At 39.2% G+C, this 18,273-nt stretch carries 15 protein-coding genes; all 15 read left to right on the top strand.

All coding sequences use genetic code 11. The annotated features are described in order from the left end of the window. Position 1: 1 nt before the first annotated feature. The 15 genes from rho to I2490_RS11950 all read left to right on the top strand — a co-directional run bounded on the left by rho (position 2) and on the right by I2490_RS11950 (position 18,231). Positions 2–1,477, top strand: a complete 1,476-nt coding sequence (gene rho, locus I2490_RS12020; RefSeq protein WP_245157175.1) for a transcription termination factor Rho — start codon at positions 2–4, stop codon at positions 1,475–1,477. Positions 1,478–1,488: 11 nt separating this feature from the next. Then, complete coding sequence (locus I2490_RS12015; RefSeq protein WP_206460000.1) at positions 1,489–2,544, top strand: DUF1385 domain-containing protein; 1,056 nt, start codon at positions 1,489–1,491, stop codon at positions 2,542–2,544. 3 nt (positions 2,545–2,547) lie between these two features. Next, positions 2,548–3,444, top strand: a complete 897-nt coding sequence (gene prmC, locus I2490_RS12010; protein ID WP_245157174.1) for a peptide chain release factor N(5)-glutamine methyltransferase — start codon at positions 2,548–2,550, stop codon at positions 3,442–3,444. Between the two features lie 150 nt (positions 3,445–3,594). Next, entirely contained in the window at positions 3,595–3,795 is a 201-nt protein-coding gene (gene rpmE, locus I2490_RS12005) for a 50S ribosomal protein L31 (RefSeq protein WP_206459999.1), read from the top strand. 118 nt (positions 3,796–3,913) lie between these two features. Continuing rightward, on the top strand, positions 3,914–4,981 hold the full coding sequence (prfA, locus tag I2490_RS12000) for a peptide chain release factor 1 (protein ID WP_206459998.1): 1,068 nt from the start codon (positions 3,914–3,916) through the stop codon (positions 4,979–4,981). A gap of 7 nt (positions 4,982–4,988) precedes the next feature. Beyond that, entirely contained in the window at positions 4,989–6,029 is a 1,041-nt protein-coding gene (locus I2490_RS11995) for an L-threonylcarbamoyladenylate synthase (RefSeq protein WP_330634632.1), read from the top strand. A 10-nt stretch (positions 6,030–6,039) separates the two neighbouring features. Next, complete coding sequence (gene rpiB / locus I2490_RS11990) at positions 6,040–6,471, top strand: ribose 5-phosphate isomerase B (protein WP_206459997.1); 432 nt, start codon at positions 6,040–6,042, stop codon at positions 6,469–6,471. 15 nt (positions 6,472–6,486) lie between these two features. Continuing rightward, positions 6,487–7,116, top strand: coding sequence for a uracil phosphoribosyltransferase (gene upp, locus I2490_RS11985; RefSeq protein ID WP_206459996.1), 630 nt, complete (start codon positions 6,487–6,489; stop codon positions 7,114–7,116). Positions 7,117–7,197: 81 nt separating this feature from the next. Then, complete coding sequence (gene tyrS, locus I2490_RS11980; protein ID WP_206459995.1) at positions 7,198–8,457, top strand: tyrosine--tRNA ligase; 1,260 nt, start codon at positions 7,198–7,200, stop codon at positions 8,455–8,457. Positions 8,458–8,488: 31 nt separating this feature from the next. Next, a complete protein-coding gene (locus tag I2490_RS11975; protein ID WP_206459994.1) occupies positions 8,489–10,600 on the top strand; it encodes a transporter substrate-binding domain-containing protein in 2,112 nt (703 codons plus the stop codon). Further along, positions 10,597–11,976, top strand: coding sequence for a sigma-54-dependent transcriptional regulator (locus I2490_RS11970; protein WP_245157173.1), 1,380 nt, complete (start codon positions 10,597–10,599; stop codon positions 11,974–11,976). Before I2490_RS11975 ends, I2490_RS11970 begins: the two co-directional genes overlap by 4 nt. A 219-nt stretch (positions 11,977–12,195) precedes the next feature. Then, positions 12,196–13,629 (top strand): Na+/H+ antiporter NhaC family protein, encoded by a 1,434-nt coding sequence (locus I2490_RS11965; RefSeq protein ID WP_206459993.1) that lies wholly within the window; start codon positions 12,196–12,198, stop codon positions 13,627–13,629. Positions 13,630–14,088: 459 nt separating this feature from the next. Beyond that, positions 14,089–14,859 carry an ABC transporter ATP-binding protein gene (locus tag I2490_RS11960; protein WP_206459992.1) on the top strand — a complete coding sequence of 257 codons (771 nt, stop codon included), beginning with the start codon at positions 14,089–14,091 and terminating at the stop codon, positions 14,857–14,859. A 2-nt stretch (positions 14,860–14,861) separates the two neighbouring features. Further along, positions 14,862–16,898, top strand: coding sequence for a COG1361 S-layer family protein (locus I2490_RS11955; RefSeq protein WP_206459991.1), 2,037 nt, complete (start codon positions 14,862–14,864; stop codon positions 16,896–16,898). Continuing rightward, the gene (locus I2490_RS11950; protein ID WP_206459990.1) at positions 16,891–18,231 is read left to right on the top strand and encodes an ABC transporter permease; all 1,341 of its coding nucleotides are present in this window, start codon (positions 16,891–16,893) and stop codon (positions 18,229–18,231) included. Before I2490_RS11955 ends, I2490_RS11950 begins: the two co-directional genes overlap by 8 nt. The last annotated feature ends 42 nt before the right edge of the window (positions 18,232–18,273 follow it).

The raw sequence follows: 18,273 nt of genomic DNA, 5'->3' as shown, positions 1-18,273 counted from the left end.
CATGAGTGAAAAAATGGACGCGGCAGTTCTTAAAACGAAAAAAGTAGCCGAACTGCGTGAAATTGCACGACATATGAAAATTACCGGATTTGAAAAGATGAAAAAGGCAGAGCTTTTAGAAGCAATCATGCATTTTGAGGAAAAAAGTTCGCTTAAAATAGAAGAAAATTCGGAGCATATTGTAAAACAGAAGGCTGAAGTTGCAGAGAAAAAGGCTGAAACCAAAGAACAAAAAATACAAAACCCGAGAGACAAAACGCAAGGAACAGAACAGGAAGAACAAAAAGAGAGTTCTTCGACAAAAAAAGAACGAACTTATTCCCAAGAAGAACGCCCGGAAGTAGAAGGAATTTTAGACATTGCAGATGGCGGATTTGGTTTTTTGCGTTTTCATAACTTTTTAACCAGTGATCGAGACGTCTATGTTTCCCCTTCTCAAATTCGTCGTTTTAATTTGAAAAAGGGAGATAAAATTAGGGGCATTACCAGAAAACCGAACGATGGTGAAAAATTTGGTGCGCTTCTTTATGTGAAAGAAGTCAATAGAGACGAACCAGGTGTCGCAATACGCAGACCTGATTTTGACGATTTGACACCAATTTTTCCGAATAAACGTATGAGTCTTGAGGATGGAAGAGATTTGTCAATGCGCCTCATTGATTTGGTTGCTCCGATTGGAAAAGGACAAAGAGGATTGATTGTTGCTCCGCCGAAAGCTGGGAAAACTGTGCTTTTAAAGAAAGTGGCAAATAACATTGAAAAAAAATATCCTGAGGTTGAGCTGATTGTTCTTTTGGTGGATGAACGACCGGAAGAAGTAACCGATATGCAACGTTCGATTAAGGGCGAGGTCATTTATTCCACGTTTGATGAGCTTCCGGCAAACCATGTAAAGGTTGCAGAGATGGTGTTAGCTAGAGCACAGCGTTTGGTGGAGCATGGGAGAGACGTTGTCATTTTATTGGATAGCATCACTCGTTTGGCAAGAGCGTATAATCTTGTTGTTCCTGCTTCCGGAAGAACGTTATCCGGAGGTCTAGATCCAGGAGCGCTGCATAAACCCAAAAAGTTTTTTGGTGCGGCTCGTAACATGGAAGAAGGCGGCAGCATTACAATTCTGGCTACAGCACTTGTAGAAACCGGAAGTCGTATGGACGATGTAATCTTTGAAGAATTTAAAGGTACTGGTAATATGGAACTGCATCTGGATCGTAAGTTATCGGAAAAGAGAATCTTCCCGGCAATTAATTTAAATAAATCTGGAACACGAAGAGAAGATTTACTCATGTCACAAGAGGAAATGGAAGCAGTTTGGATTATGCGGCGTGCTATGGCCAATATTGGTACTCAAGAGGTTACAGAGAGAATTATTGATCAATTGACTCATACAAAAAATAATGAGGATTTTATACAAGTTTTGAAAAAAATTCAATTAGAGGATAATCAAAACCAGATAAACGGTCGTTTGGATCGTTAAAGAGGAATACTATGGATTTCAGTAAAATTTTTATAAAAAATGCATCTCCGACGAAAGTAGGGGGACAGGCGATTTTAGAAGGCATTATGATGCGTGGAAAGGATCGCATTGCTACGGTGCTTCGTAAGCCCGATGGCGGAATGCATATGAAAATAGAACCATTAAAGAAACCAAGCAAATGGAAGAAGGTGCCCATTGTACGGGGTGTCGTTGCCTTTGTGGATTCTTTGGTAACGGGAACAAGCATTTTGCTGTACTCGGCAGAAATGCTGGAGCATTTTGACACAGAAAATGTTTATGAAAAGGATAAGATGACACTGTGGCTCGAAAAGCGATTTGGAGAGAAGGGTGCACTCAATGCAATGCTTTACTTTTCTGTAGTGCTTGCAATTGTTTTTACAGTGGGCGTTTTTATTATTTTACCAACCGCTTTAGTAAGTGCTTTTAAATATTTGACGACGAATGAAATTGCATTGAATCTCATTGAAGGTGTTGTGCGTATTTTAATGTTTGTAATATACATTGCAGCGATTTCAAAGATGGAAGATATTAAAAAAGTGTTTCAATATCATGGAGCTGAACATAAGACGATCCATTGCTATGAAAACAAACTAGAATTGACACCGGAGAACGCACAACAGTTTGAAACCCTTCATCCGAGATGCGGGACGAGTTTTCTAATGTTTGTTATGGTAATCAGCTTATTGTTGTTTTCCCTTTTGGGATGGCCGAATTTACTAATACGAATTGGGTCGAGATTGCTCTTGATTCCTGTTGTAGCAGGGTTATCCTATGAACTTTTGCAATGGGCAGGCAGAAGCGATTCGTGGGTTGTAAAGGTGTTAAGTGTACCGGGATTGCTCCTTCAAAAATTAACCACAAAGACGCCAAGCAATGAACAGCTTGAGGTTGCGATCGCAGCAATGAAGGAAGTACTGAAAGAAGAGGAACCGCGTGCATATGTTGCAGAATGTGGACCGGAAGGTATTTTTACAGAAATAGAAGAAGAAACAAATGAAGAAATAGAAAAGCCCAATGACGGAGAAGCAGGCAGAGGTGAGAAATAAAAGATGGGTTTAATGATCAAGGAACTATTGGCGGTTGCCGAAAGAAGACTTTCGAATGCTTCCTGTATGGATGCAAGGTTAGATGCAGAGATTCTGCTTTGTGATTTGTTGCAGAAGGATCGAAGCTTTTTATTTAGCCACGTCGGAGATGATTTGGATGATCGAAGGTGTGAACGTTATTTTGAATTAATTGACACGCGTGCATCCGGAAAGCCGTTGCAATATATTTTAGGTAATCAGGAATTTATGGGTTTGCGTTTTGTTGTCAATGAGGATGTATTGATTCCAAGACAGGATACAGAGACACTTGTAGAAATGGCATTGGACTACTTGAAAAAAACAAAGATGCCTTTGGGTGGATTTGACATTTTGGATTTATGCTGTGGAAGCGGGGCGATTGCAATCAGCTTGGCTTATTATTTAGAGTCCATTAAAGCAAAAATTACAGCGTCCGATTACAGTGAAAAAGCACTTTTGGTTGCAAAGGAAAATGCGTCGGGGTATCGTCCTGCAAGAGGGATTACCTTTATACAAGGTGATTTGTTTGAAGCATTTCCGAAAAATAAAAAAGGCAAAGGTAAAAAACAATTTGATTTAATTGTTTCGAATCCTCCCTACATACGCAGTGATGTTATCCCAACTCTACAGCGAGAAGTTGCGCTTTTTGAGCCAATGATGGCATTGGATGGCGGTGAGGATGGACTTGACTTTTATCGACGCATCGCGAATGAAGCAGGAGCATATTTAAAAAAAGAAGGTCTTTTGCTTCTTGAAATCGGTCATGATCAAGCCGAATCCGTAAGACGACTGCTGGAAGACAGCGGTGATTTTGAAGATACAGGCGTTGTAAAAGATCTAGCAGGCAAAGATCGTATTGTGTGGGCAAATATAAGGAAATAATCGACAAAATTAAAAAAATACTTGCTACAAACCGACACTTGTGCTAATATGTAATAGCTATCGTGTATAGAGAATCGTATCTATGACAGATATGGCAAATGGATAATATTGTTTTCACGTGAGTGGAGACGCAGGAAAGAGGTGAAAAGCATGAGAGAAGGAATTCATCCAGATTACAAGGAATGCACGGTTACATGTGCATGTGGGAACACATTTGTTACTAAGTCGACTAAAGAAGAACTTAGATTAGATGTATGCTCTGCTTGCCATCCGTTCTTTACGGGACAGCAAAAGTTCATCAATCGAGGCGGACGTGTGGAAAAGTTCAAGAAAAAGTTCAATATCGAATAACTACAAAAAAACCTGGAAATCTCGATTTCCGGTTTTTTTTTAAGCCTTTTTGTGGTAAAATAGTTCAGATATAAATCAAGAAACTCAAAAAAATACTTTTATGTAGGAGTGACTATAAATGTACGATAAATTAAAATTTATTGAAGAAAAATATGAGGAGCTCAGCCTTAAGGTTTCAGACCCGGATGTGATCAATAACCAAGCTGTTTGGCAAAAACACATCAAAGAAATGAGCGAGATGGAACCAATTGTAAACAAATATAAAGATTTTAAAAAGGTCAATGACGATTTGCAGGCCACAAAGGAATTACTGAATGAAAGCGGTTTAGACGAAGAAATGCGTGAAATGGCAAAGATGGAATTGTCAGAGTTAGAGGAAAAAGAAGAAAGCATAAGTGATGAGCTTCGTATTCTTCTTTTGCCGAAGGACCCGAACGATGAAAAGAATGTTATTTTAGAAGTACGTGCCGGAACCGGTGGTGATGAAGCTGCACTTTTTGGTGCGGAGCTTTTGCGTATGTACACTCGTTATGCAGAACGTCGAGGCTGGAAAGTAGAATTGATGGATATTAACGATACGGACATCGGAGGAATCAAAGAAGCCGTTATTATCATTAAGGGTAAGGGTGCTTATTCCAGATTGAAGTATGAGAGTGGGGTACATCGTGTACAGCGTGTTCCTGAGACAGAATCCAACGGAAGAGTGCACACCTCTGCGGCAACCGTAGCGGTACTTCCGGAAGTCGATGATGTTGCAGTAGAAGTGAATCCAAATGACGTACGTGTTGACGTGTATCGTTCATCCGGTAATGGGGGACAATGTGTAAATACAACAGATTCTGCGGTACGTTTGACACATATGCCGAGCGGACTTGTGGTAACTTGTCAGGATGAAAAGTCTCAGATTAAAAATAAAGAAAAAGCGTTTAAGGTTTTGAAGGCAAGACTTTACGATTTGGAAATGACCGCAAAGCAAGCAGAAGAAGCTGCAGCGCGTAAGAGTCAAGTAGGTAGCGGAGATCGGAGTGAACGTATTCGTACCTATAATTTCCCGCAGGGTCGTGTATCGGATCATCGAATCGGCATGACAATTTATAAGTTGGACAACTTCCTTGATGGAGAAATCGATGAAATCATTGATGGATTAGTTACAACAGAACAAGCCGAAAAAATGAAAAATTATTAAATTATATTTGGAGATAATAATGGAAACCAAACTATTTGATGTAACGGATTTAGAAAGTGCAGAAGCGCAGCTGAAAGAAGCCGCGTCCCTTTTGCGTGCCGGTGGTTTGGTGGCCTTTCCGACAGAAACGGTATATGGCCTTGGTGCGGATGCGATGAATTCAAAGGCGGCCGAGAAAATATATGCAGCAAAAGGGAGGCCTTCCGACAATCCGCTGATTGTTCATATTGCGGAGGAGGAAGACCTGGCACGACTCACCGATGTCGTGCCGGACGCGGCGAAGAAGTTGATGAAAGCTTTTTGGCCGGGCCCCTTGACTATGATTTTTCAGAAAAAAGAAACGGTGCCGGATAAGACCACCGGAGGCTTAGATACCGTGGCAGTGCGAATGCCGGATAACCCGGTTGCACTTGCTTTGATTCGTGAGTCCGGCTGTCCCATTGCAGCACCAAGTGCGAACCTTTCGGGTAAACCAAGCCCGACAAAGTGGGAGCACGTATACCAAGATTTAAACGGAACGATTGATGTGATTTTACAAGGAGAACCTTGTAGAGTGGGCATTGAATCGACCGTATTAGATATGACCGGAGAGATTCCAATGGTGTTAAGACCGGGAATCTTGACTCCGGAGCAAATCGGTCGGGTAACCGAGGGGAAGGTTGTTTTGGATCCTGCATTGCTGATTCATAGGCCAAGAGATGTCAGTGAAGAAGCAGCACCAGCTCCTAAGGCACCCGGCATGAAGTATAAACACTATGCACCTAAGGCTGAAATGATTATTTTACAAGGTGAACACAGCCGCGTAAAAGAAGAAATAAAGCGCATTAAAGAGGAGAAAGAAAAACAAGGCAGTAAAGTAGGAATTATTTTATTTGAAGAAAATGGTTTTGAACAAGCTGCGCATGACTTTTTCTCCCAATTACGCGAGATGGATGAAAATCATGTTAATTTAATTTTGGCTGGTGCGTTAAGTGATAAAAATTCGGTGGGATTTGCAGTTATGAACCGGATGTGGAAATCTGCAGGGTACCACATCATTCACGTTTAGGAGGAAAAGTATGAAAATTGCACTTGCAAGCGATCATGGCGGTTTTGCCCTGAAGGAGCAGATAAAAGAGCATTTAAAAAACAGAGGATTTGAATTATTGGACCTGGGAACAAATTCTGAAGAATCAGTGGATTATCCAGCCTTCGGGAAAGCATGTGGCGAGGCAGTTGCTTCGGGAAAAGCGGAGCTAGGTATCGTATGCTGCGGAACAGGCATTGGCATTAGTATGGCAGCAAATAAGGTACATGGTGTAAGATGTGCCATTGCAACCAATGAATATATGGCTGAAATGACAAAAAAGCATAACAATGCAAATGTTTTGGCTTTGGGTGGACGAGTTTTAGAGACCCAAGAGGCGTTGAAAATAGTAGATACTTGGCTTGATACCGAGTTTGAGGGCGGACGCCATCAAAGACGTGTGGACATGCTGGACGAAATGTAAAACGGAGGAAAAAGAATGGGAAAAGTATATGTATTTGATCACCCGCTGATTCAACATAAGTTGGCAATCATGAGAGATAAGGAAACTTCAACGAAGGATTTCAGAGAATTGGTAAGAGAAATTGCGACCTTAATGGCTTATGAGGCAACTCGTAGTTTGCCTTTGGAAGAAGTTGAAGTGGAAACGCCGATTTGTAAGGCACCAATGAAGATGCTGGCAGGCGAATCTTTGGCAATTATTCCGATTCTTAGAGCAGGACTTGGTATGGTAGATGGATTCCTTTCTCTAGTACCAAATGCAAGAGTTGGACACATTGGAATGTTTCGTGATCCGGAAACAAAGCAGCCGGTTGAGTATTATTGCAAGCTTCCGGAAGACATTGACAAGCGTCACTTATTTGTAGTTGATCCAATGCTTGCTACGGGTGGATCTGCAAGTGCGGCGATTAGTCTTTTAAAAGAAAAAGGTGCAAAGAAAATTACTTTAATGTGCCTCATTGCTGCACCGGAAGGCATTGCTGTAATTGAAAACGATCATCCGGATGTGGATATTTTTGTGGCAGCAAAAGATAGTCACTTAAATGAACATGCCTACATTGTTCCCGGTCTTGGAGATGCAGGAGACCGTTTATACGGTACAAAATAAAAAAAATCAGCATTGCTGTTTTTATTCTGATGGCTTTGATAATAATAAAAACATCGAAAGATGTAAGGATAGGTGATAGATATGTACAAGATTGATGATAACGTAAGCAAACATACAAATGTATTTGATGTCCTGAAAGAAAGAGGCTTTATCAAGCAAACCACACATGAAGAAGAAATTCGTGAACTTTTAGGAAAAGAAAAAATCAAATTTTATATTGGTTTTGATCCGACTGCAGACAGCTTACATGTGGGACACTTTATGCAGATCATTATCATGATGTATATGCAGAAATACGGCCATACACCAATCGTATTGGTTGGAGGCGGTACCGGTATGATTGGAGATCCTTCCGGAAGAACGGATATGCGTCAGATGATGACAAAAGAAATAGTTATGGATAATTGCAATCAATTCACAAAGCTGTTCAATCAATTCATTGATTTTTCTGATGACAAGGCAATTGCAGTAAACAATGCGGATTGGCTCTGGAATTTAAATTACATTGATTTTATTCGTGACATTGGCAGACATTTCTCTGTGAACAATATGTTGCGTGCCGAGTGCTTCAAAAAGCGTCTGGAAACAGGACTTTCTTTCTTGGAATTCAACTATATGCTGATGCAGTCTTATGACTTTGTAGAATTGAATAAGAAGTATGGCTGTAAAATGCAGTTTGGCGGAGATGATCAATGGTCCAATATTTTGGGCGGTGTTGATTTGGTTCGTCGAGAACTTGGAGAGCAGGTTTATGGCATGACGTTCTCCCTTTTGACAACCAGCGAAGGTGTAAAAATGGGTAAAACGCAAAAAGGTGCTTTATGGCTGAATCCAGAAAAAACTACACCTTACGAATTCTATCAATACTGGAGAAATGTAGAAGATGCGGATGTTCATACGTGTCTTTCTATGTTGACATTCTTGCCAATGGAAGAGGTGGAACGCTTATCTTCCTTAGAAGGTGCTGAAATCAATCAAGCAAAAGAAATTTTGGCTTATGAGGTAACGAAACTGGTTCATGGTGAAGCAGAAGCGGAAAAAGCACAGTCTGCAGCAAGAGCTTTATTTGCAGGAGGCGGTGCAATGGAACATGTACCGACAACACAGATGGAAGCGTCACGTTTTGAAGGTGAAGGAATGGGTATCGTTGCTTTAATAAAGGAAATTGGACTGGTTCCAAGTAACGCCGAAGGATTCCGTACGATTGAGCAAGGTGGTCTAACCATTGATAATGAAAAGGTTACAGATAAAAAGCTTGTGTTGACAAAGGAAATGTTCAAAGACAACGCGATACTAATTAAAAAAGGAAAGAAAACCTTCCACAGAGTGGAATTGATTTAAAAATAAAGATGTATACCGCCTTAGAGAAGCCATGACAAGTATATTATGGTTTTTCGATGGCGGTTTCTTTTGTTATTATGTAAGAAATATTGTCTGCGATGTTGAAAGAATAACAAAAAAAGCAAAACTGATGCAGGGAACAAGAAGAAAGGGCAGAGACTCTATGAAGATGAATCATAGACAAAAAGTATTTTTAGCATTTTTTTTATTGGCAATGTTGATTTTAGCGGCAATACCTGGAGTGAAAGCATATATGGAGCAGCAGCATAAAAGAGATGTTTTAAGCCGTTTGACTCAGGAGGGTGTACTAATTTATGGCGCAGATAAAAATGCTCCTCCTCTGCGTTTTTTGGACGAAGATGGCATTTACAAGGGTGTTGTAGTTGATTTTATGAACCAGCTTTCATTGGAAATGGGAGTAGAAATTAAGACTATGCCATACCTTTGGGAGGATGCTTTGGTTGCTTTGGAATCTGGGGAGACAGATATTTGTGATATGTTTATGAATGAAGAACGAAGCTCCAAGTATGCTGCTACAAAACCGATATACAATCTTCGTACTGTTCTTGTGATTCATGAGGATGCTGATTTCACTTTAGAAGACATTAACCATATGAGTGTAGCTACTCAAAAAGGAGATTATGCGAACGATTATCTTAGAAAAAACTATCCAAAGGCGGAACTAGTATATGTGCCGGATGTATCTTCCGGAATGAAGCTTCTTTCAGAGGAGAGAGTGGATGCGGTAATCGGAGATGAACCGGTTGTGTATTATACGATGAGCCATAATAAGGATTATAGTTCGTTTAAATTAATCAATACCGCATTGTATGAGGAAGATGTGGTTTTGGCGATAAACAAAGACAAGGCTGAACTTATTCCGATTTTAAACGATGCGATTACTACCATTAGGAACAAAGGGCAGCTAGAAAAAATTCAACAGAAATGGTTTGGAATTTCAACACCACTTTTAAAAGCCAACCCTAAAAAAGATTTTTTTAAATTTTTTGGGATTCCAATGGGAGTGGCGATTGCAATTTTAATTTTAATTATGCTGAATAATCATGCCTTGAAAAAGCAAGTAAAGGAACGGACGGTGGAGCTGGAAGACAGTCGAAATGAATTGCAAATGATTTTTGACGGCATTACCGAATACATTGCAGTAATTAGTAAGGATAAGATTATTGTGAATGCGAACCAAGGTTTAATGAATTGTGTACGTAAAAATCAAGAACAGGTTTTTGGGAGAACCTGCAAAAGTCTTTTTTCTGATCTTTGCACAGACTGTGAATCGTGCCCAATTGACGAATGCATGACGGTTGGCGGCACGGTAAAGCGTGAAGTAACGATGGAAAATGAAGTGTATGAGATGGCTGTTTATGGACTGGCAGGGACTCAAAGCGGCGTTTTGATTGCTCTTAGAAATGTTTCGATTGAAAAGATTCAAAGGAACCAATTGCTACAGTCTTCAAAAATGATTGCCATCGGACAGCTTGCAGCAGGAATGGCACATGAGATTCGAAACCCGCTCGGAATTATCCGTACACAAAGTTATCTGCTACGCAGCGCTGAAAGCCTTTCTGAAACTGCGAAAAAGTCCTTGGATTTTATTGATGCCAACATAAAACGTGCAGGGGGAATCATAGATAATGTAATGAAATTTTGGAGGGTATCCGATGATAAACCTGAACATTTGAATTTAAGGGAAAATATGCAGGACATCATTACCCTTCAAAATGAAGAAACAAAAAAGAAAAAAATATCCATTACATTGGAATGTGATCCAAATATTTGGGTCTACTGCAGCACGGAAACATTGAAGCATATTCTATTAAACCTGACGGCGAATGCAATTGATGCAATGGACGAAGGAGGCATTCTTCGTATTTGTGGTGAATTGCACGAGGATGCTTTTTGTGTTATATGTGAAGATAACGGAAGTGGTATTGATGAGAAGCATTTGGAAACCTTATTTAATCCGTTTTTTACGACAAAAGAACCGGGCAAAGGAACGGGACTGGGATTATTTATTGTTTATTCTGAGGTACAAAGATTGAACGGTACGATTACGGTAGACAGCAAAATAGGAGAAGGAACTAAATTCACGATTTTAATTCCACAAGAACAGGAGACGAAGTCATGATGCAAAAAAACAACTTTAAAATATTAATTGTTGACGATGATGCAGATTATCGTGAAACTTATCGGATGTTACTTTGCAGCAAAGGTTATGAGATTGTTACGGCAGGCTCTGCGAAGGAAGCACTTGATATCTTAGAGGACGAATATTTTCCTTTGGTGATTACTGATATTTTAATGCCCGGAATTGATGGAATTGAATTTCTGAAACAAATTAAGAGTATTTATAATAATTCCATTGAAGTCATTATGGTAACCGGCTATGGAAGCATTGAAACAGCGGTTCAGACTATGAAGATGGGTGCATTTGGATATTTTATAAAAAGCCATGATCCGGAAGAAATGGTACTGGAAATTAAAAAAGCTGAAAAAATGATGGAGCTTGCAAATATAAAGAATCAAAACGAGATGCAAAATAGCAATGATGTATTATTTGGAAGTAAAAATAAAGAGATGCGTGAACTTTGGGAGCTGGTACAGCAGGTTGCAGCATCGAAGGCAAGCATTCTTATTATGGGAGAATCCGGTGTTGGAAAAGAAATTGTTGCGCAGAGACTGCATCAGATCAGCGGAAGAGGAAAACGTCCGTTCATTCCTTTGAATTGTCAACATTATCCGGAAAATTTAATTGAATCAGAACTCTTTGGACATGAAAAAGGTGCTTTTACAGGTGCATTAACTAAAAGAGTAGGAAAACTGGAGGAAACCAATGGTGGAACCATTTTTTTAGATGAAATTGGGGACATGGATTTGGGAACGCAGGTAAAGCTGCTACGTGTATTGGAAACCAAACAAATTGAGAGAATCGGTTCAAACAAATTAATCAATGTAGATTTTCGTTTGATCTCTGCAACCAATAAAAATGTATATGAGAAAGTAAAGGAAGGGACCTTTCGGGAAGATTTTCTTTATCGAATCAATACAATTGAGATTCATATTCCTCCATTGCGAAAGCGCCGAGAGGATTTGGAGGATTTTATTTCCTTTTTCCTTCAACGTTTTAGTAAAGAGACAGGAAAAAGCATTTTAGAAATTGAGCCTCAAACCAAAGAATTTTTATTAAACTATGATTATCCAGGAAACGTAAGAGAATTGAAAAATATTATAGAAAGATTGGTCATTTTAAGCAATGACGGAGTTTTGAGGATGAATCAAACGGAACCAATGGAATTTTTTGAAGAGATTGATAACAGTGCTGTTGTTAAGGAAGAACTGCTTTCTTATAAGGAAGCAAAACAGGAATTTGAAAAGAGGTACATTAAGGAAGCACTTTTGGCTTGTGGAAATAATATTACAAAAACGGCAGAACGAATGGGAATGAGTAGAAGACAACTTTTTAATAAAATTGTAGAGTATAAAATTGATACCGGAGAGAAATGAGTGAAATGGAAAAAAAGTACCATGCAAAAAATTTCCACTATGAAATTTTTTGCATGGTACTTTTTTAATTTTAAGCAAATATCAAACTTTATTATTTAAAAAAGGGAGAAAATCATCGAATTTTATTAAAAAACTGACAAATATGAATTGGCACGATGCTTGCACTATTATAAAAGTGAAATTATATTTGGAAGTTATTTTTTAGTAGGAGGTAGTTTTATGGAAAAAGAAACAAAACGCTTAGAATTTTATGGCGGCGTATGGATGTCTTTCCTGCCGTTCATCGTATTTTTAGCATTGATTATCTTGACGACATTCCATTGGGCATCCATTTCTGATGGTGCACTATGGGTACCGGCATTTTCGGCTTTAATCATTCCGTTTTTCTTTGCAAAAAGTAAGAAACAATATGCGGAAGCTGTCATTGAAGGTATGGCAAGTAAAGAAGCAATCATTCCGGTTGTTTGCTGGATTTTTGCAGGTGTGTTTTCAAGAATTCTTCGTATGTCGGGACTTGCTTCCGGCGTAGCTGGTGTAGCTGCAGGCATGGGAGTAAACAGCACACTCTTTACCGTTATTACATTCTTAGCATCCGCAGTATTTGCGACCGCGTCCGGAACTGGATTTGGTACAATTGCAGCGGGCATGGGAGTTCTTTATCCGGCAGGTGTTGCTTTGGGCGGTAATCCGGCTCTTTTAGCTGGTACCATCATTTCCGGTGCGGCATTTGGAGATAACCTTGCACCAGTATCGGATACAACTATTTGTTCTGCAACGTCTCAAGGTGTCGATGTTCCTGGAGTTGTAAGATCCAGATTAAAGTATGCTTTGGTTGCGGGTGCGATTACGATTGTTGGTATCGTTATATATGGAATGATGACAGCAGGTGAAGCTGGCACCGTTGAATCTTATGCTTACGATCCAAAGACATTAATGATGTTTATTCCGGTTATTATTACCATTTACATCGCAATTAAAACAGGAGACATCATTATTGCAACTACCATCGGTTCTTTATTGGGAATCATAACTGCTTGTGCATTTGGACTTTTTGATTTCGTTCAGATTGATGCAGTGGATCCAAGTGTTCCTGCGGTAATCTCTGTACATGGAGAAGGTTTAGATCGTACTGTAGATGGTGTTATCTATACAGGTATCGCTAGTATGCTTCAGGTATGTATCTTGGCATTATTGCTTTTCGGTTCCATTTCCATTATGAGAAAAGGTCAGGGAGACATTCAATTGTTAAATGCGCTTGGTAAGGTTGCAAAGACTCCGTTCTCTGCGGAACTTACGATCTCCTTAATGGTTATTGTTCTTTCTGCATTAATGGGATTAAATGCACCAGCTATTTTAGCAGTTGGAGCATCGTTTGCTAAGCCTCTTGCAAAACAGCATGGAATCAGCCCATACAGAGCAGCAAATCTAATGGATGCACAGTCAAACACTTTGGTTTATTGCTTGCCTTGGACTCCGGCAATGATTTATACACTAGGCTTTGCAGCGGACAGCAGTGCACCATTAACTGCCGTTCAAATTATGCCATTTGTATTTTATTCCTTCGCAATGTTAGCCGTTATGTTCATCAGTATGGTCTTCGGAATCGGTAGATATGATTTCATGGATAAGTTGAAAGAACAAAAAGCAGCATAGAGCGAATCATGTGGATCTTTTGGTTGAAAAAATCTTCCACTGTGGCAAAAAAGAATGACATCAAGTAGTACATCAGGGTAATATAGTAAAAATCATAGTAATAATTCAAATTTTCATTACAGAAAGACATTCGTTTGAGATTATAGTAAGACAGCATGGAAGGCATCGGGTAGACATTAAGAAAAGGAAGATTTTTTTACCTTAAGAAAAATTAATAGAAACTTAAGAGAAAAAAGAGCTCGAATGTGGTAAAATAAACCACATAGAGTTCTTTTTTTGTAAATAAAAAAATGTTGTTTTTTTATTATAATAAGAAGTAGATAATATTTCCAAGGAAATACTTTTTATTATATTAGCTAATTATGGAAAAAATTTAAATTAAAAGTTAATTATTTGAAACATTTTGATAACTTAAGACGTCTAATAAAATACAGATGGGTAAAAGGGGATTAAAAAAAGATGGGAAATCAGACGATACAACCTTCAGAAAATGGAAATAAAAAACCATTGATTGAAGTAAAACATGTACGAAAAGTGTATCGAATGGGCGATGAGAAAGTCATCGCTTTGGATGATGTAAGCCTTACAATTGAAAAAGGCGAAATTGTATGTTTCCTCGGTACTTCTGGATCGGGGAAATCTACATTTTTAAATATGGTAGCAGGATTGGAAAAACCCACTAAGGGTGAAATTTACATAGGAGGTATTCCAATTCATAAATTAAATGAGTCCAACGTTACGTTATTTCGACAGAAAAACATCGGATTTATTTTTCAAGCTTACCATCTAATGCCTATGATGACAGCGGTAGAAAATGTTAGTTTACCGCTTATTTTTCGTGGTGTGGAAAAAAAGAAACGTAATTCCGCTGCGAAGGAGATCCTAGGCGCGGTTGGACTTAAAGGATATGAGAAAAGAAAACCGTCGCAAATGTCAGGTGGTCAGCAGCAACGTGTCGGAATTGCAAGGGCATTAGCTGGAAATCCTAAAATTATTTTTGCGGATGAACCTACGGGTAATTTGGATACCAATACGACCAAGGAAGTAATGAACCTGATTGTAAATCAAGTAAGAGAGCACAATCAGACATTAATTTTGGTAACGCATGATCGAAGCATTGCAAGCTATGCAGATAAGGTCGTTACCATTCAAGATGGGAATATTGTAAATATAGAACAAAAAACCAAAGAACAAAATATGCAAGTGGGGACGAAGGAGGAGATTTCGTAACAATGAAGGGTGTGTATCAGAAAAGAGAACAAAACAATTTTAATCTCATAAAAAAATTATTTGCAGGTGTCTTGGCACTGCTAATGGCTGTGGGATTTACAAATCTGCCAATGAATGTTTATGCAGCAGCGGATATACTCATCGAGCATACCGGCGGGTTTTCAGCGATGCAAGGGTCAGATACAACGATAACGATGAAGGTAACAAATAACGGAAGCAGTTCTATTTCTTTCGATAAAGCTACTTTATATACTTCGGCTGATGGCGTATCCGCAAAGGATATTACCGGAAGCAGTACAACGATACCTTCAGGTGGTTCATCCTATTTAAAGTTTGATGTAACACTGAATAATTATGCTGAGGTGGAAGATAGTGATTTGACCGTTACTTTGTATGATGGTAGTACAGTAGTGGATAAGGAGAGCTTTTTAAATGCATTAGAAATCTATGATAAGACTTCTGCTCCAAAATCAGGATATACAGGTGAGTATTCAGTTAGCTTTGACATTGAATGTACCACGAATCATACAGAGGGTTTGGTTGCCGGTTCCGATAATGTATTGACAGTCGAATTATTTAACCGAGGAAATACATATGTAAAAAACACAGATGTCAGCTTGACTTTGCCGGATGGCATTACCTTACATAATGCAGCAAGTTCTGTAAATGCCGGATACATTACAATCGGAAGCCGTTATACAGCAAAATTTCCATTAACCGTAGATTCAAACATGGAAAGCAAAAATTATCCGATTGAAGTGGATATTTCAGGTGCAGACATGAAGAACTCTTCACAGAGTGTAAAGAAGACGTTTTATATTCCTGTAGCAGCAGGTGGCGGAACTTATTCAACGGATAATATCAATATTACTGATGTATCAATTCCGAATCAGGTGCTAGGAGGCGATGATTTTACTTTATCCTTTGGAGTGAAAAATCAAGGAACCAGCAGTGTTAGTGACTTAAAAGTTTCTGTTGAAATGCCGGAAGGTATTGTTAATAAATCGAAAAATCTTTTTTCTTTAAAAAAATTAGAAAAAAATAGTATACAAAACTATAGTATAACGATGGTTTGTCCTGATAAAACAACAGAAAAATATTATTCCTTTAAAATTACTGTTGAACCAATGTCAGGGACGGAAGGAAGCGCAATCTCTCAATTTGCAGGTACGCTTGTTAAGAATGCCGGAGGAAGCTCGAAAACACCGCAGCTTATGGTAGAATCCTATGATTACGGTGGTTCATATGTACAGGCTGGTGATGAATTTGTATTAGCATTAGGTCTTTATAATACAAACAAAAGTCATGATTTACAGAACATTAAGGTAACGGTTACTTCTGACGACGGAACCTTTATTCCGGTACAAAGCAGTAATTCTTTTTACATAGATGAAGTCAAAGCAAAAAAGCGAGCTGCACAATCTTTACATATGACAGCAAAGAGAGATGCGGAACAAAAAACTTCAATGCTGACTGTAGAAATGAGCTATGAGGACTTATCTGGAAATGCTTTTAGTTCCAAGGATGTTATATCAATACCGGTTATGCAGGAAGCAAGATTGGTAATTGATGATATTATTGCACCGCCGGAACTTTATGCAGCAATGCAGACGGGAAGCTCTGTTAAGTTTTATAATATGGGTAAAACAGTACTTAATAATTTAAGAGTAGACGTGAACGGTGATTTTGATACAATGGAATCCAATTTATATTATGTTGGAAACATGGAAGGCGGAAAAAGCGATTCCTTCGACTTCTCTTTCATTCCAAGACAAGCGGGACCGATGTCCGGGGTCATTACCTTTACTTATGAGGACGCATCTGGGCAAGAGTTGACGTTTGATAAGCCGTTTGAATTTCAGGTTATGGAGGAAATGCCGTTTGATGAGATGGATATGATGCCTGAAGAACCTGAGAAGAAAAAGCCATGGGTTCCAATCGGAATCGGCGCAGCAGCGATCATTGGAATCGGTGGATTTGTATTCTGGAAGAAGAGAAGACAAAAGAAGCTACATCAGGAGATGGAAATCGATGAATAATTGGGATTTAATCAGCTTATGCGGCAGAAACTTGTTACGGCGGAGAACCAGAACCCTATTAGCAATTATAGGTGTCGTCGTTGGAACTTGTGCCATCGTGGTTATGCTGTCCATTGGATTTGGTTTGTCTGTCAGCTTCCAAGAAGAGATTGCAAGCTATGGAAACCTGCATTTGGTGAATGTGCGTTCCGGCGGAGGCATGATGTCCTATGGAACGGGTACAGGTTCTGATAAACCCGCGGTGCTTGACAATAAAACCATTGCAGAAATTGAACGTATCGACGGAGTGGACGCAGCATCACCAACTATTTCGGAATACTTAACGTTTGCCATTGGAAAGTATGTGGCACAATCTGAAGTGATTGGCATTCGACCGGAGGTTATGCAGAAGTTTGGATATGACGTTGAAGAAGGTCGACTTTTGCAGCAGGGCGATAAATATGCCGTGGTATTTGGAAACCAAATTCCTTCGTGGTTTTATAATCCTAAGAAAACGCGAGATTTTGCTTGGGGCGGTGAACCGCAGGTGGATGTTATAACTAATAAATTGATGGTTACAGGTGACTCGGATTATGGTCAGAAAAGACAGCATTCTCCAGATGAGGAGAAAATTAATTACACAGAGTATAAGGCCAAAGGTGTAGGAATTTTAGCGAATCCAAATGATGAGTCTGCCTGGAGTACTTATATGAGCTTAGAAAGCTTGGAACAAATTCAAAAAGATTTAAAAAAGGCGAGAAAAGAAACTATAAGCTATAAATCACAAGGGTATGATAGAGCCATGGTCTACGTTGGGGACATTAACGACGTGGAAACCGTAAGTGAAACCATACGAGAAATGGGATTTCAAACAGATAGTTTGAATGATTGGCTGAAATCCATGCAGGATACCGCTCGTATGATTCAAGGAATTTTAGGCGGCATTGGTGCTATTTCACTTTTGGTTGCAGCACTTGGAATTACAAATACCATGATTATGTCCATTTACGAACGCACAAAGGAAATCGGTGTAATGAAAGTAATTGGTGCAAACTTAAGAGACATTAAAAGAATGTTCTTACTGGAGGCTGCGATGATTGGTTTTCTAGGTGGCGTCATTGGTTTGATTTTAAGCTATGTTTTGTCATTTTTAATGAACACGGTACTTTTGGGGGTCATGAGTAATATTTTAGGAAGTATCGGTGGAGGCATGGGATCTACTGTTTCAATTATTCCGTGGTGGGTTGCAGTGGGATCACTAGGATTTTCCACTACAATCGGTGTGGTTTCCGGGTATCATCCGGCCCGTCGTGCTATGAATCTGAGCGCTTTAGAAAGTTTAAAGAATGAATAAGAGGAGAATTGTCTATATTATACAAATAAGGTGGTGAAAGCT

It is taken from the genome of Anaerovorax sp. IOR16, from assembly GCF_017168145.1.
Taxonomy (GTDB): domain Bacteria; phylum Bacillota; class Clostridia; order Peptostreptococcales; family Anaerovoracaceae; genus IOR16.
This window is presented reverse-complemented; position numbering and strand designations above follow the sequence as displayed.